General features: G+C 60.7%; 13 protein-coding genes. 4 read left to right on the plus strand and 9 right to left on the minus strand.

The window, feature by feature from the left end:
- Window positions 1-29: 29 nt before the first annotated feature.
- Window positions 30-1,772, plus strand: a complete 1,743-nt coding sequence (locus HB633_RS04215; protein ID WP_213776811.1) for a CocE/NonD family hydrolase — start codon at window positions 30-32, stop codon at window positions 1,770-1,772.
- Between the two features lie 67 nt (window positions 1,773-1,839).
- On the opposite strand, the gene HB633_RS04220 is transcribed toward HB633_RS04215, so the two are convergent.
- On the minus strand, window positions 1,840-2,895 hold the full coding sequence (locus HB633_RS04220; protein WP_213776812.1) for an AraC family transcriptional regulator: 1,056 nt from the start codon (window positions 2,893-2,895) through the stop codon (window positions 1,840-1,842).
- Window positions 2,896-3,190: 295 nt separating this feature from the next.
- Here HB633_RS04220 and HB633_RS04225 point away from each other — a divergent pair, with 295 nt between their 5' ends.
- Window positions 3,191-5,152, plus strand: a complete 1,962-nt coding sequence (locus tag HB633_RS04225; RefSeq protein WP_218626664.1) for a glycoside hydrolase family 3 N-terminal domain-containing protein — start codon at window positions 3,191-3,193, stop codon at window positions 5,150-5,152.
- 53 nt (window positions 5,153-5,205) lie between these two features.
- Here the strand turns inward: HB633_RS04225 and HB633_RS04230 are convergent, their stop codons facing one another.
- From HB633_RS04230 to HB633_RS04245, 4 genes are all read right to left on the minus strand, one after another.
- The gene (locus HB633_RS04230; RefSeq protein WP_056366970.1) at window positions 5,206-6,807 is read right to left on the minus strand and encodes a peptide chain release factor 3; all 1,602 of its coding nucleotides are present in this window, start codon (window positions 6,805-6,807) and stop codon (window positions 5,206-5,208) included.
- Window positions 6,808-7,188: 381 nt separating this feature from the next.
- Window positions 7,189-7,407 (minus strand): hypothetical protein, encoded by a 219-nt coding sequence (locus tag HB633_RS04235; RefSeq protein ID WP_213776814.1) that lies wholly within the window; start codon window positions 7,405-7,407, stop codon window positions 7,189-7,191.
- A gap of 173 nt (window positions 7,408-7,580) precedes the next feature.
- Window positions 7,581-8,807, minus strand: coding sequence for a multidrug effflux MFS transporter (locus HB633_RS04240; protein WP_213776815.1), 1,227 nt, complete (start codon window positions 8,805-8,807; stop codon window positions 7,581-7,583).
- Window positions 8,804-9,760, minus strand: a complete 957-nt coding sequence (locus HB633_RS04245) for a zinc-binding alcohol dehydrogenase family protein (protein ID WP_213776816.1) — start codon at window positions 9,758-9,760, stop codon at window positions 8,804-8,806. The genes HB633_RS04240 and HB633_RS04245 overlap by 4 nt, the downstream gene beginning before the upstream one ends.
- 106 nt (window positions 9,761-9,866) lie before the next feature.
- Between HB633_RS04245 and HB633_RS04250 the strand changes: the two genes are divergently transcribed.
- Window positions 9,867-10,763: a LysR family transcriptional regulator gene (locus HB633_RS04250; RefSeq protein ID WP_213776817.1), complete on the plus strand. Its 897-nt coding sequence runs from the start codon at window positions 9,867-9,869 to the stop codon at window positions 10,761-10,763.
- 19 nt (window positions 10,764-10,782) lie between these two features.
- On the opposite strand, the gene HB633_RS04255 is transcribed toward HB633_RS04250, so the two are convergent.
- Window positions 10,783-10,986 carry a hypothetical protein gene (locus tag HB633_RS04255; RefSeq protein WP_213776818.1) on the minus strand — a complete coding sequence of 68 codons (204 nt, stop codon included), beginning with the start codon at window positions 10,984-10,986 and terminating at the stop codon, window positions 10,783-10,785.
- A gap of 207 nt (window positions 10,987-11,193) precedes the next feature.
- Here HB633_RS04255 and HB633_RS04260 point away from each other — a divergent pair, with 207 nt between their 5' ends.
- On the plus strand, window positions 11,194-11,793 hold the full coding sequence (locus HB633_RS04260) for a GNAT family N-acetyltransferase (protein WP_213776819.1): 600 nt from the start codon (window positions 11,194-11,196) through the stop codon (window positions 11,791-11,793).
- A 13-nt stretch (window positions 11,794-11,806) separates the two neighbouring features.
- Here HB633_RS04260 and HB633_RS04265 read toward each other — a convergent pair whose 3' ends face one another.
- From HB633_RS04265 to HB633_RS04275, 3 genes are all read right to left on the minus strand, one after another.
- On the minus strand, window positions 11,807-12,841 hold the full coding sequence (locus HB633_RS04265) for an NADP-dependent oxidoreductase (protein ID WP_213776820.1): 1,035 nt from the start codon (window positions 12,839-12,841) through the stop codon (window positions 11,807-11,809).
- Window positions 12,842-12,916: 75 nt separating this feature from the next.
- On the minus strand, window positions 12,917-13,864 hold the full coding sequence (locus HB633_RS04270; protein ID WP_213776821.1) for a PfkB family carbohydrate kinase: 948 nt from the start codon (window positions 13,862-13,864) through the stop codon (window positions 12,917-12,919).
- Window positions 13,861-15,300, minus strand: a complete 1,440-nt coding sequence (locus HB633_RS04275) for a cytosine permease (RefSeq protein WP_213776822.1) — start codon at window positions 15,298-15,300, stop codon at window positions 13,861-13,863. The genes HB633_RS04270 and HB633_RS04275 overlap by 4 nt, the downstream gene beginning before the upstream one ends.
- Window positions 15,301-15,302: the final 2 nt, after the last annotated feature.

Below are 15,302 nucleotides of genomic sequence, written 5' to 3' on the forward strand. Positions count from 1 at the left end.
CTCGCACGCAGAGAACGGAGCTGTGCACCATGAGCGTCGACCAGAAAATATTCATGCCATCCCATCCTCTGGAACCCGGTCCGAGGTATGGAGTGCTAAGTGGCTTCGAGCCTGGAACCAGTATTCTCAAGGCGGGTTCTCGGATTGCGCCGCCGTTCCAGTCGCTGCCGGTCGACGTCGTACTCGAAAAGGACGTAGCGGTCACATTGCGTGACGGTGTGACGATCTATGTCGACGTTTTTCGTCCAGCCGGGCCGCAAAAGGTTCCGGTCATCGTGGCATGGAGTCCCTACGGCAAGGGCCAGGGAACCTCCCAGAGCGTGGTCGGGATATTCGGCATGGTTGGACTGGACAATGGGATCCTGTCCGGCCTTGAGAAGTTTGAAGGTCCGGACCCCGCCTACTGGTGCGCGCATGGTTACGCGATCTGCAATCCCGACATTCGCGGAGTTGCCAATTGCGAGGGAGATAGCGTCGTGTGGGATCGCCAGGAAGGCCGGGACTGCCATGACCTCATTGAGTGGCTGGCGGCCCAGGCGTGGTGCAGCGGCAAGGTCGCGATGAGCGGCACGTCCTACCTCGCAGTCTCGCAGTGGTTCACCGCGGCGGAACAACCACCGCACCTGGCAGCGATCAACCCGTGGGAAGGTGTCAGCGACGTTTATCGTGATCTGGTAATGCGGGGCGGCATGCCCGACACCGGCTTCGCCAGACAGCTCCAGGACAACAGCTTCTGGGGCAACGGCCAGAAAGAGGACCTCCTCGCCGAAGCCGAACGCTACCCTCTCATGAACGAGCTGTGGGAGGACAAGATTCCTCGCTTCAAGCGGATCACGGTGCCGGCGTATGTTGTGGCGAGCTACTCGAACACGCTGCACACGGCCGGGACCTTCCGCGCGTGGCGCCGGATGGCCTCCGAACAGAAGTGGCTGCGAATCCACAACACCCAGGAATGGCCCGACTACTACGACGAAGCGAACAGGCAGGACCTGCGCCGGTTCTTCGATCATTTTCTGAAGGATGAAGACAACGGATGGGAGCAGACGCCCCGGGTCCGCTACGCCGTGCTCGACCTGCAAGGCGGGGACAGGGTCGCCGTCGCAGCCGACGAGTTCCCTCCAAAGAATGTCAGCTTGACGAAGTATTACCTGGACGGCCGGTTTCGCACCTTGGGCATCGCCGCGCCATCGCAGGGGGCTACGGCTGCCTATGAGGTCGAATCCAACCCTGACCTCGTGTCCTTCGTCATGCGATTCGAGCAGGAAACTACGCTTGTCGGTTACCCGAAGGCGCACCTTTGGGTCGAGGCGCGGGGATCAGACGACATGGACCTGTTCGTCCTGGTTCAGAAGCTCGACGCCCACGGCACCCCGCTGCAGCAATTCACCGTGCCCAATCAGAGCGCACTCGTGCACGACATCACCGAACATGGCGCCTCGATTCTTCGCTACAAAGGGTCCGACGGACGGCTGCGCGCCTCCATGCGATGCCTGGATCGGGCGCTTTCGACGGATGCAGTGCCCGCGCACACTTTTGACCGGATCGAGAAACTTTCAGCGGGCGAAGTTGTGGACCTCGAGATCGACTTGCTCCCGGTCGGGCTCGCGTTCTCACCCGGCGAACAACTCCGTCTCGTCATCAGCGGCCGAAGCCTCCTGGGCACGATGATGCCCGGAAACCAGGAGTACGTTCCCGCCAACAGCGGAAACCACATCATTCACACTGGCGGAAACAACGCCTCCTACCTTCAACTACCCGTGTTGGTGAAGTAACCTGCTTGGCAGGCATCGGCGTGCCAGCACCCTGCTGCCGCGCGCCGTCTTTGCTCGACCAGCTTTATCAGCCAAGTTGCGCGCGTTGACGAAACGCCAGCGGCGGTACGTCATGCCGCGTGCGGAAGAACCGCGTGAAAGCGCTCTGCGACGAGAAACCCAGTTGTTCACTGATATGTCCGAGACTTAAAGTTGTCTCGCTGAGCAATCGGCACGCTTCTTTATATCTGACGCGCGATTCGAGTTCGGTGAAATGCAGTCCCTCGGATTGCAATCGCCGGTGCAATGTCCATCGCGAGGTATTCAAACGCTGGCATGTCTGCGCAAGCAGTGACGACGATGCATATCCCTCTTCGCCTGGGTCCCGGATAATTTCGCTGATCAGGTGCTCGACGCTGTATGAAAACCGATGTCCCCTTTGAATGCGCAGAAGCTCATGCTGAGCCTGTTGCCGCAGAAAAGGCGCCAGCGTTGCGTTGTAATGGACAAGCGGCGCGTCCAGCAGCGCGCTTGCAAACTGCAACCGGTTTGCATCGGCGCTATACCGCACTGCTGCGCCAAAGTACTCGCCAATATCGTTGGCTCCGGGGACGGCGGGCCCCATGAGCGAAACCCGAAACACCGTTTGCTCCAGACCGTCGTAGGCCCTGATCAAACTGGCAAGTACCTGAAAGTTGGACAGCGCCTGGAAACCGCTCGCCGGCGCAAACTCCGCGATGTATTCGAACTGTGCGTGCTCCGGGGTCTCCCGGTAGCCGAGAAAATCGAACTCGCCGATTAACGGACGAAACGTCTGATACGACTCCAGCGCTTCACGCAGTGTCCGGGCATTGAGGCATAGGTTGCCCAGTACAGGGAAATCCGGAAATAACATGTGCGGCAGGTCAGGCATCGCTCGCGACGAAACGCCGACATGCGCCATCAATTCGACGACCCGCCTGTGCCGTGCGGCGTCGATGCGACCGCTTCTGTCGACGAGTTCCTGCGGGCTGATTCCGGTGCGGGTGGTGAACAATTGCGGCGACACGCCGGCACGCTCGGCGGCGTCCATTGCGAAAACGGCGATGCGATTGGAAACAGTACGGCTGTGGCCGCTGAAGTGTGACGACGTTCTGGATGACATAGGCTCACGGGGCGCTTTCACTTCGTAATGATGCTTAGAGATCGACGCTCACGCCATCAGGAATTCCCATAGCTTGCTGCCCGAAGACCGGGAAAGTTACGCCCGCTTACACGCCGCGCTCCAGAAAGATAAATGGTGCACCCCACGGTAAAACGTCGATTGAAATCGGTCGGTAAAGTGATGAACGCCTTCTTGTAAGGTCGTCACAGTAGCCAAAAAAACCTAATTTCAGGAGACATGAGTGAGCCTCAATTCCCGGTCAGTTTTCCCCAGATCAGCGTTGACAGCGTCGAGCATGACGCTTGCGCTTGGCCTGTTCGCCTGCGGCAGCGACGATCCCGCTACCGCCCCCGTCGCCCAACCGGATTTCGGCCAGACCACGCTAAACCTGATTTCGAGGGACGGCCTGAAATTCAAGGATATGGACAAGAGCGGCCAGCTCGAACCCTTTGAAGACTGGCGGTTGAGCGCCGACGTCCGCGCGCGCGATCTGGTGAGCCGCCTGACGCTCGCCGAGAAAGCCGGCTTGATGATGCACGGCACGGCTCCTGTCCTGAACGATACAACCGGCGCGGGCACAGGCACGGCCTACGACATGGCCGCGCTAAAAACGTACATCAACGACCGGCACATCAGTACATACATCACGCGCATGAGCGGCAATGCGAAGACGATGGCCGATCAATACAATCAGCTTCAGGCACTCGCCGAACAGTCCCGGCTCGGCATTCCCGTATCGATCAGTTCGGACCCGCGCAATCACTTTCAGTACGTGCTCGGGGCGAGCGCGGGCGATAGCGGGTTTTCGAAGTGGCCCGAAACCCTCGGCTTTGCCGCGATTGGCGATACCGCGCTTACACGCAAATTCGGTGACATCGCGCGTCAGGAATATCGCGCGGTGGGCATTACCGAAGCGCTTTCACCGCAAGCCGATCTGGCTACCGAGCCGCGTTGGGCCCGCATCAACGGGACCTTCGGCGAAGACGCCGACCTGACGCGCGCCCAGGTGCAGGCCTACATCGAAGGCTTCCAGGGCGGCAGCAACGGCATTCAGGCGAACAGTGTTATCGCCGTGGTCAAGCATTGGGCCGGATACGGTGCGCAGAAGTCCGGGTTCGACAGCCACAACTACTATGGCCGCTACGCGACTTATCCGGGCAACAACTACGCCTATCATCTGAAGCCGTTCGAAGGTGCATTCGCCGCCAACGTCGGCTCCGTGATGCCGACTTACTCCGAACCTGACGGACCGGTCACCATCGACGGAATCGCGCTCGAGCAAGTCGGCGCTGCTTACGACAAGGCCCTCCTGACCGATCTGCTGCGCGGCAAGTACAACTTCAAGGGCGTGATCGTTTCGGACTGGCTTATTGCCTCCGACTGCGACGCGAACTGCATGAACGGCGCCTCTTCCGGCGCACCGTCTTTTGTTGGGCTGGGCATGCCGTGGGGAATGGAAAGCGCGACTCGTCTGCAGCGTTTCGTGAAAGCGGTCAACGCGGGCATCGATCAATTTGGCGGGGAAGACGACCCGAGTTTCATCATTCAGGCCGTCAACCAGGGCTTGCTGACTGAAGCGCGTCTTGCTGATTCAGCGTACCGCGTGCTTCTGCAAAAATTCCAGCAGGGGTTGTTCGATCATCCGTACGTCGATGCCACTGCTGCGGGCGGAATCGTGGGCAACGCCGACTTCCAGGCCCAGGCGCTCGATGCGCAACGCCGGTCGATGGTGCTGCTGCAAAACAACGACAAGCTGCTGCCAATGGCGGACGCCGGCAAGAAAGTCTGGCTGTATGGCATCGACCCTGCGGTTGCGCGCAAATATGGCTATCAGGTCGTCGATACGCCACAGGCTGCGGACGTAGCGATACTGCGCGTGAATACGCCATACGAGACGCTCCATCCGAACTACGTATTCGGCGCGATGCAGCATGAAGGCAGCCTTGCGTTCATCGACGGCAACCCGGACTACGAGGCGATCAAACAGGCCGCCAGTGCTCCGAAGTCGATCGTGTCGGTCTATATGGATCGTCCGGCGATCCTGACCAATGTGCAGTCAAAGGCGACTGCCATCCTCGCGAATTTCGGCGCGAGCGACACAGCACTGTTCGATGTGTTGACGGGTAAAGGCAAGCCTCAAGGGAAACTCCCGTTTGAGTTGCCTTCGTCGATGGCAGAGGTGGCGGCGCAGTTGGAAGATCTCCCGCACGACACCGCGCACCCGCTGTATCCGTTCGGGTTTGGCCTGACGTATTAATTATTGGTGTTGACTAGGTGCGGCGCGCGCAAAGACTACAGCGCGCGCCGCGCTCAAATAGACTTCTGAAACGGCGCGCCCGAATGCTCCCGCAATTCATTGAAGACGATCTTGGGCCAGGCCTTCTGCGCGACATCGATTTCAGAAACATGGGAAGCAAGATACGTCGGCGCATTCGATGCATCCAGCGCAATGCGCGCCGCATAGGCATCGGTGAAACGACGCAACTCCGCCGCGTCATCGCACGTCACCCATCGCGACATGCGGTAGCGCGCCGGCATGATCCGTACATCGACCTTGTATTCCGCCGACAATCGATGCGCCACCACTTCGAACTGCAACTGCCCGACCGCGCCCAGAATGGTCGAGCCGCCGAGCACGGGACGGAATACCTGAATCGCGCCCTCGTCGCCGAGCTGGCGTAGCGCCTCACCCAACTGCTTTGCGCGAATCGGGTCGACGACTTCCACCGTCTGGAAAATTTCCGGCGCGAAGAACGGCAAGCCGACGAACTGCAGCATCTCGCCTTCGGTCAACGTATCGCCGAGACTCAAGGTGCCATGATTCGGAATGCCGATGATATCGCCGGGATAAGCCTCGCTCACCGTCTCGCGTCGCTGCGACAGGAACGTCACCACGTTGCTCGCGCGAAACGTCTTGCCCGAACGCGTCACCTTCAAGGCCATGCCGCGCTCGAAATGCCCGGAACACACACGGATAAATGCCACGCGGTCACGATGCGCGGGATCCATGTTGGCCTGCACCTTGAACACCACGCCCGTAAAACGCGGCTCTTCGGGCAACACCGGACGTTGCACCGACATCCGCATGGCAGGCGGCGGCGCCAGTTCCACGAGCGCGTCGAGAATTTCCTTCACGCCGAAATTGTTGATCGCCGATCCGAACAACACGGGCGATTGTTCACCGGCCAGAAACGCCGCGCGATCGAATGCCGGCGTTGCGCCCGTGATCAGATCGATCTCTTCTTTCGCACGCGCCCAGCTCGGGCCGAAACGGCGTTCTCCGTCGGCATCGTCGAGGGCGTGCACGGTTTCCACCGCGCCGCCGGCTGTGTCCTGCCCCGCGCGAAACACGCGCACCTGGTCGTGCTCGATGTCGTAGACGCCCTGAAATTCCTTGCCCATGCCAATGGGCCACGTGAACGGCACGGCGGCGACGCCAAGATGCTGTTCGATCTCATCAAGCAATTCGAGCGGCTGACGCACTTCACGATCCATCTTGTTGATGAACGTGAGAATCGGCGTGCGGCGGCTGCGGCACACTTCGAGCAACTTGAGGGTCTGGGCTTCGACACCGTTTGCGCCATCGATCACCATCACGGCAGCGTCGACAGCGGTCAGAACACGATAGGTGTCTTCGGAGAAGTCTTCGTGGCCGGGGGTATCGAGCAGGTTGATGACGCAATCGCCGTATTCGAACTGCATGACGGAGCTGGCGACGGAAATGCCACGCTGCTTTTCGATTTCCATCCAGTCGGACGTTGCGTAGCGATTGCTCTTGCGGCCCTTCACCGTGCCGGCAATCTGGATCGCGCCCGAAAACAGCAAGAGCTTTTCGGTCAGCGTGGTTTTGCCCGCGTCAGGGTGGGAAATAACCGCGAACGTGCGGCGCCGTTTGAGTTCGGAAAGTGCCATCTGTACGGAAAAGAGCTGAAGGTTGCGCGTTCGGTTCAAGCGCGCGTAAGGCGGCGGGCGCGGAATTGTCGCAATGACCCCGGCAACCAGCGCAATGAAGGAACGGCGGCGCAAAAAGCCGCGTGGTGTGGATGATACACGTCGCCGCGCGCGAACACGGGAAAGGACCCGGCGGATCGGGGATTAAAACGGTCAGGCCGTACGATTCATTGAACCGTACACGGGCTGCGAATCCCCAACGAAAACGGCTCGAACGCGCAAACATGCGCATTCGAGCCGTCAATTCAAAGCCCCGCGTTACGCCTTTCGATACCTCGAATGAAGGTATTTCTCTAAAACAGCGCCACGGTCAGACAGGGCTTTTTTACTGCCCCTTGAAACTTAAGGCTTTGCTGCGGACGACGGGATCGCCGAAGCGGCGGTCGTGTTCTTGTGATGCTTCTTGTGATGCTTCTTGGCCTTGTGTGCGCTGGCAGGTTGCGCTGCGTCTGCCGTGGTTGCAGCCGGAGCTGCGGGCGCTACAGCGGGAGCCGAAGCTTGTGCGAACACAGCAGCGGAAAACAGAGCGGCGAGCGATGCAGCAACGAGTTGCTTTTTCATGGCGGTAAGACCCTTCGTGGTTGTTTAACAGTGTCGCGGCTTGCGATGTCGCGATTACATGTTTAACGCCTCACCGCTGAGTGTGTTGACACGGTTTCAAAGAAAACTTCGAGCTGAGCTTAGATAAGTGCGTGATTTACCGGTCAACGAAAAGCTGCAGCATATGCCGCGATTTACGCCATGACGTGGCGCGCTTCATTGCGTCCCTTTTTCCCTAGCCATGTCCACGCGATTGCGCACAACATCGCGCACGCGAACATGACGAGGCTCATCGCCTGCGCGCCGTACGTCGAGAACATCAACGCAACGAGCGAACTCGAAGCCGCGCCGCACAGCATCTGAACCGATGTCAGCAGCCCGCCCGCCACGCCCGCAAGCTCGGGCAGGGGATCGAGCGCGCCGCGCGTTGCAGTCGGCGCGGCCAGCCCGAAGCAGAAAGTACATGCCACGAGCAACGGCATGATCGCGAACAAGGTTGCGAGATGCAGCGCGTTCAATGCAGTGAGGGCGAGCGTCGCAGCCAATGTCACGCAAATCGCAACGGCAAGAATGCGCCGCGCCCCCACGCCGCGCGATGCAAGCAATCCGTTGACTGTCGCACCGGCGACAATGCCGAGGCCGGTCATCGCGAACATCGCGGCATAGATGGCTGGTTTGACGTGCAGGACATGCAGCAGCTCCAGCGGCGATCCGGCCACGTATGCAAACATCCAGCCGAATCCGAAGCCATTGACCAGGATGTTGCCAATGATCGATCGATGCGTCAGCACGCGCCAATACTGTTTGCGCAGCCCGGCAATGGCCCGGTCCTCGTTTCGTCGCGGAGCGGATTCGTCGAGGCCCGTCCATGTGGCGATGGCCGCCAACAAACCGCACGCCGCCATGACACCGTAGATTCCGCGCCATTCGATCGCGGCAAGCAATGCAACGCCAACGGAAGGCGCGACGATCGGGGCAACATTGGCGACGACCGTGATGGCCGCAAGGCGATGCTGCATTGCGTTGCCTTCGAAGCGATCGCGCACGATCGCCAGCGCCACCGTCATGCCCGCACCCGCGCCAACGCCCTGCAGCATGCGCGCGCCGAGCAATACGTATATGCCGGGCGCAAGCGCCGACACGATCCCGCCGACCGTGAACAGCGTCAGGCCAAGCAGAAGCGTGGGCTTGCGGCCACGGGCATCGGAAAGCGGACCGTACACAATCGGCCCGAGCGCGAAACCCGCCATGAAAAGACTCAGCGTCAGCCCTGCCTGACTCGCGCTCGCGTGCAGTGACCCGGCGATATCGACGAGCGCGGGAAGCGCCATGTCGATGGAAATCGGCGGTAGCGCAGCCAGCGCGCCTAGATAGATAGCGAACAAGACCGATTGCGGCTGCAGCCGCCAGCGCGTAGTCATTTCGCCGGCGTCAGCACCACGCGGCCTTTCGTCCCCGCAGCCACCGCCCGATACGCCGCTTGCGCATCCTCGAGCGCAAAGGTCTGCGCGATTATCGGCGCCTTGTAGCTGCCGTCCTCGAAACCTGCCCGCAGCGCTTCGAGCATCGCGCCCGCTGCGCTCAGATCGCGCTTGAGGGTATCGACACCTAACAATCGACTTTCGTTGTGATAGAAGTCGGCGAGGTTGAACGTGACGTCGCGCCGGTCCGTCGCCGATATTTCCACCAGCCGGCCGCGCAACTTCAGCATGTGCACGGCGGTTTCGAACATGGAGCCGCCGACGGTATCGAACACCACGGCCGCGCCGCCTTGGGTCAGCGCACTAATTTCATCGATGAAACCGGCCGCTTTCGAATCGACCATTGCGTCGACGTACGGACCAGGCGCATTCGCGCCGCGCGCCACGCCCACGACCTTCGCGCCGATCCGTTTCGCGATCTGCGCAGCCGCCCCGCCCACGCCGCCCAACCCGATGATCACGATGCTCTCGCCGGCCTGCAGTTGCGCGGCCTCGACCACGGCGCACCACGCGGTGATGAAGTTCACGCCTATCGCCGATGCTTCTTCGTGACTCAAATTAACCGGCTTGCGATTCAAGCTCGCGACCGGCACGACGAGTTCTTCGGCATGCGTGCCGTCGCGGGTAAAACCCACATCGCCGCCCGAACCCCACACTTCCACGCCCAGCCATTCGGCTGGACCTTCGATCACCACGCCCGAATAATCGCGCCCGGGCGTCCGCGGCAACGTGGTCTGGCTCATGCGGCCTTCGACGTTCTTTACGTCACTCGGATTGATCGATGCCGCGAGCACGCGCACAACCGCTTCATCCGCCGATGCCCGCAGCGACGGCAACTCCTCGATAACGAGCACGCCCGGATCGCCGTGCTGGTTGAAGCGCAATGCTTTCATGGTGGTTTCTCCGTTGGGATAAACGCATTATTGCCTCGTCGTGGCATGGCGAGAAGGGGTTCAGTCGCATAGAATCGTTGCGTCAAGTGGAAAGATGGAGCAATTCATGCCAGACGAAATCAACGACTTGCGGGTCTTTGCGCAAATGGTCGATGCCGGGAGTTTGTCAGCGGCAGCGCGCCAGACCGACGGATCGACCGCCGCCATGAGCCGGCGCCTCGCAGCGCTGGAAAAACGGCTGGGCGTGCGGCTTGTCACGCGGACGTCGCGGCGTTTCGAGCTGACAGTCGAAGGCGCGCTGTTTCACGAGCGCGCGCTCGCCATCCTGCAAGCCGTCGATGACGCCGAAGCCGAGATCAGCGCTCAGGCGCGTGTGCCGCAGGGGCTGGTGTGTATCGGCGCGCCGTCCGAGATCGGGCGCAAGCAGATCGCGCCGCTGATCGAAGCGTTCTCCGATCAATACCCGGAGGTCGAGGTTCGGCTGGTGTTATCGGATATTGGACTGGACGTGATCGATGACAACCTCGATGTCGCGTTGCGCATCGGCTTGCCGCCGGATACGGGCGTGATCGCAAAGCGCCTGTTGTCGAGCCGCCGGATCGTTTGCGCCGCACCTGATTATCTGGCGCGGTGCGGCACCCCGCATACGCCTGACGACCTCGCCGGGCATGATTGCATCCGGTTGGTTCGCGGCCAGCGTGTGTTCGACAAATGGTTGTTTCAGGAGGCTGGTCGCCGCCGCGAGGTGCAGGTACGCGGGACGTTGTCGACGGCGAGCGGCGAAGTGCTGCACGACTGGGCGCTCAAGGGCCGCGGTCTTGCGTTGAAGGCGCTTTGGGATATTGAAGACGACTTGCGCGAAGGGCGGCTGGTCGAATGCCTCGCGCCCTATCACTGCGATGAGATTGAGTTGTATGCCGTGTTTGCGAATCGCCGGCATTTGTCGCCGCGCGTCCGGGTGTTTCTGGACTTCGTTGCGCAGGCGTTCAGTGAACGGCCTTAGCTGCCCGATGCATTACGTTTCAGCCCGACGCCAGCGGCATCCACGGATCGCTGCCGGTGGCCGGATACATTAACGACACTTCTTTGCTGACGCGCACGATTTCATGAATATTGTCCCGGAAGTTCTGGCTCTTCTCGTAACTGATAAACATGGCGTCCGCGATCGCGGACATGGTGAACAGCGCAAAAGCAATGCGCTCGAGAATTACGAAGCGGCGGGGCATTTCCAAAGTTCCTAGAATCATCAACTTCGGGCATTATAAGGGTTTTCCCCTATCGACCGCCATACCTTCGTGCGCCGCATTGCGTAATTGACACAGTTGGCAACACAGTCGAACTTGCCAAATCCGTTTTCAATTAATCCGATTTATTAATTCTTCATATTGAATGCGGCGTTTGTTTCGCAATCAGCGTTCATTAATTACCCTGCAATGGCATTCGATTTCAAAAGCAAAGCAGTTCCCGCATTTCCGCCAGCCGGTCTGGCCGCAAAGCATGTCGTTCTGCGCCGCGCCGACTTGCAACACGCCGATGCCATGCTCGCCTACCGGTTGGCGAATCGCGCACATCTCGAGCCTTGGGAGCCCTTGCGCGACAGCTGCTTTTACACGACGCAAGCGGCGAACGAACGGGCCATGCAGATGGAACAGGCCATGGCCGAAGGTACGGCGCTCCACTTGCTGATCTTTTCGAATGAACCGGGCGCGGCGGAAAACGCGCTGATCGGCGATTGTCATTTCACCAATATCGTTCGCGGACCGTTTCAGGCGTGCAGTCTCGGGTATTCAATCGATCAGCGTCATGAAGGTCGCGGGCTGATGCATGAAGCACTCGATGTCGCGGTGCGCTTTGTGTTCGAGTCCTACAAGCTGCATCGCGTGATGGCGAGTTACCGGCCGGAAAATGAACGCAGCGGACGATTGCTCGCCCGGCTCGGATTTGACTACGAGGGCCTTGCGAAGGCGTACCTGAAGATCGACGGGAAATGGGCCGATCACGTCATGACTTCGCGGGTCAATCCGGTGGATTGAATCTCCCCCGCGATTAAAAGTCACTACCACCCACCCTCACCAGCACCTTCCCGAAATTACGTCCATCGATCATATCGAGGAAAGCTTGCGGCGCGTTCGCGAGTCCATCGGTCACGTCTTCCTGATGCTTGATCTTGTCCTCGCGTAAATAGCCGCCGATGTCGTTCAGAAACGCTTCGCGATACTCCGCCAGAAACTCGTAATTGATATACCCGCGCACGGTCAGACTGCGGGTCAGGATCGCGCGCATGGTGGTCGCAAGGCCATCGTCCACGCCGTCATTTTTCCCCGAAGTCTGCGCCATCAGCCCGCAGACCGGCACGCGTCCGTATTGGTTGAGCAAGGGCAGAACCGCCTTCCACACCGCACCGCCGATGTTCTCGAAATACACATCGATCCCCTTCGGACACGCGTTCGCCAGTTGATCGGCGAAGTCGGCCGAACGATGATCGATGGCGGCATCGAAACCCAGTTGCTCGACCACGTACGCGCACTTTTTCTCGCCTCCGGCAATTCCCACCACGCGCGCGCCCGCCAGCTTCGCAAGCTGCCCGACCAGCGATCCAACCGGTCCGCTCGCCGCGCCGACCACCACGGTCTCGCCGCTCTTCGGCTTGCCGATCGCGGCCATGCCCGAGTACGCCGTGAACCCCGGCATGCCGAGCACGCCGAGATATGCGCGGGCGGGAATGCCATCGGCGGGAAGCGGATTGAGGTTTTTTGCATCGGCGACCGCGTGCGAGACCCAGCCCGCCGTCACCAGCACTTGCGCACCGACGGGCAGCGCAGCGTCCTTCGATTCGATGACCGTCGCCACGCTTTCGCCCGGCATCGGCTCGCCGACTTGCGCGGGTTTTGCGTACGAGCGCGCGTCGTTCATGCGGCCGCGCATGTACGGATCAAGCGACAGGTAGTCGATGCGCAACAGCACTTGCCCTGCCTTCGGCACAGGCATGGGCACTTCTTCGAGGCGGAAATCGGTGAGCTGGGCGCGGCTACCCGTGGGGCGCGCGGCCAGAACGATTTGCTGAGCGGTGGATGCGGTCATGCGGGTCTCCGTGCACGTCGAGGGGAGCCCAGCATATACGCGCTTGCCCGATTGCGCAGAACCGGGCGGGGCGTTTTATCCGCGCGATGCCATGAACGCATCGATCTCGGCTGTATCCGGCGAAGTCGCCGGGCCATAACGCGTCACGGCAATCGCAGCCGCTGCATTGGCACGCTGCGCGGCGGTCTTCGCATCCTGGCCCGTCGCCAGCACGGCGAGAAAGACGCCGGCATGGGCATCGCCTGCGCCGTTGCTATCGATAGCCTTTACTTCGAATCCTGGCACGCAGGTCAGGGTATCGCCCACGCGCAGTTCGCAGCCACGCGCGCCGTCTCGAACGATCGCAAGCGCGCCGGGCGCGAGACGGGCGATGATCGTATCGAAGGCGGTATCGAAGTTATCGGTCTGCGCAAAGCGTAATGCTTCCTCGCGGTTGCTGGACCATATCGACACAACGCCCAGCATGCGCTTGAGCAATGCGGGATCGATAGCGCCAACCAGCGGGCCCGGATCGAACGCAACGCGCGTCCCGCGCGGCATTTGCTCGAGCCAGTCGATCAGTACCGCACCCTTGTCGGCGAGCATCAGGCTGTAACCGCTCACATAAACGATATCGCGCGCATTCACCGCGAGGCCGTCCAGCACGTCGCGCTCGAGCACGCTTTCCGCGCCCATGTGCGACACGAAAGTGCGCTCGGCGGAAGCATCGACGATCGCCACGCATATGCCGGTGTCCCGATCCGCCACTTCCTGACCCGCGATCTCCACGCCTTCTTGCACGAGTGCTTCACGCGCCAGCGCGCCGAAACGTCCGTTCCCGAGACCGCCCGGATAGACCACGTGCATGCCGTTGCGCCGCGCGGCGGCCATCACGTTGAAACCGCCGCCCACTTCAAAGCTCGCGTCGCGCGCGAGCACGTCGCCGCCGGGTGCAGGAAGTGCATCGATCTGCATGACGAGATCGACGATGACCTGACCCGTATGAATCAGCCTGGATGTCTGCTGTGAAACTGTTTGCGTCATGCTGTTTTCCAACGTTTAGCCGAACCGCGCGCGCCGCCCAAAGCCGCGTACACGCCGGCTGCCACCACGAACGTAACGATCCACCCAAGGCCGTTACGCCCGAACCACGAACCCGAGAACACGCCGTGATAAGCGCCAGTCGAGAGGAAGCAAAAACCGAGCACGATTGCGAGCGCCCATGCACCGAACGCACGCCATTCGATCCCGCCTTTGTACCAGTACGCGCTGCGCGGCGAGACATCGAGCAGATCCGTGGGCGAATATTCCTGACGATGAATCAAGTCCACCACGAAGATACCGACCCACGCCGTGATAGGCACCGCGAGCAGCGAAATGAAACCAATGAACGGACCGTAGAAACTTCCGGCGATCAGCATGAAATAGATCGAGCCGGCGAAGATCACGACGACATCGACGACTACCGCCTGCACGCGCTTCACTTTCAGGCCGAGCGTGAGCGTTGTCAAACCCGCCGAATACACGGACAGATAGTTGGACAACAGCAAGCCGCCGAATGCCGTGATGAGATACGGAATCGCCATCCACGTAGGCAACATTTCGCGGATTGCGGCGATAGGATCGGTCGCCGATGCGAGATGATCGTTGCCCACCGAAAGCAAGGCGCCGAGCGTGACCAGCAAGATCAGCGGAATGCCCGCACCAAACGCCGCCGATGCAACCAGCGCCGGCCCCTTCACTTTCGGCGCCTGGTAACGCGACATATCGGCGCCTGCGTTCGCCCAGCCAATCCCCGTTCCCGCTGCAATCGTGCCAATGCCGATGATCACCGCGCTCAACGGCGCAGGCGCTGCATTGAACACCGCATGCCAATCGATTGCCGTCACCAGAAACCCCGCGACCAGCAGATTGAGCACGCCGAACACATACGTGGACCATTTCTGGATCACGAGCAGCGTGGCGTGTCCAAGCCCCGACACGATCAGCGTCATCACCACGAACACCGCGATAAAAACGAGCGTCAGAACCGGCGCGTCCTTCGCTTCGGCCGGCGTCCCAAACACGATGGTCGCAAGCGACAACAACACGTACGCAGCGGTCGTCGTATTGACCGTTTCCCACCCGAGCCGCGAAAGCAATGAAACAATTGTTGGCCCGATGTTTCCTCTCACGCCGAATATCGCGCGCGAGAGCGTCAGGCTAGGCGCATGCCCGCGTCGTCCGGCAATCGAAATCACGCCGACAATCGCAAACGATCCCGCCGCGCCGACGATCGCAACCAACGCCGCCTGCCAGATCGCGAGATGCTGGAATGCGACGAGCGTTGCGCCAAGCGGCAACCCGAGAATGCTGATGTTGGCGGCAAACCAGACCCAGAAAAGCTGCAGCGGATGTCCATGACATTCGCTTTCCGGTACGGGTTCGATACCGCGCGTCTCGACTTTGCGAGCGCTGTTTGACGTGCGTGACGAAGCCATCT

The organism is Caballeronia sp. dw_276 (genome assembly GCF_018449635.1).
Classification (GTDB): domain Bacteria; phylum Pseudomonadota; class Gammaproteobacteria; order Burkholderiales; family Burkholderiaceae; genus Caballeronia.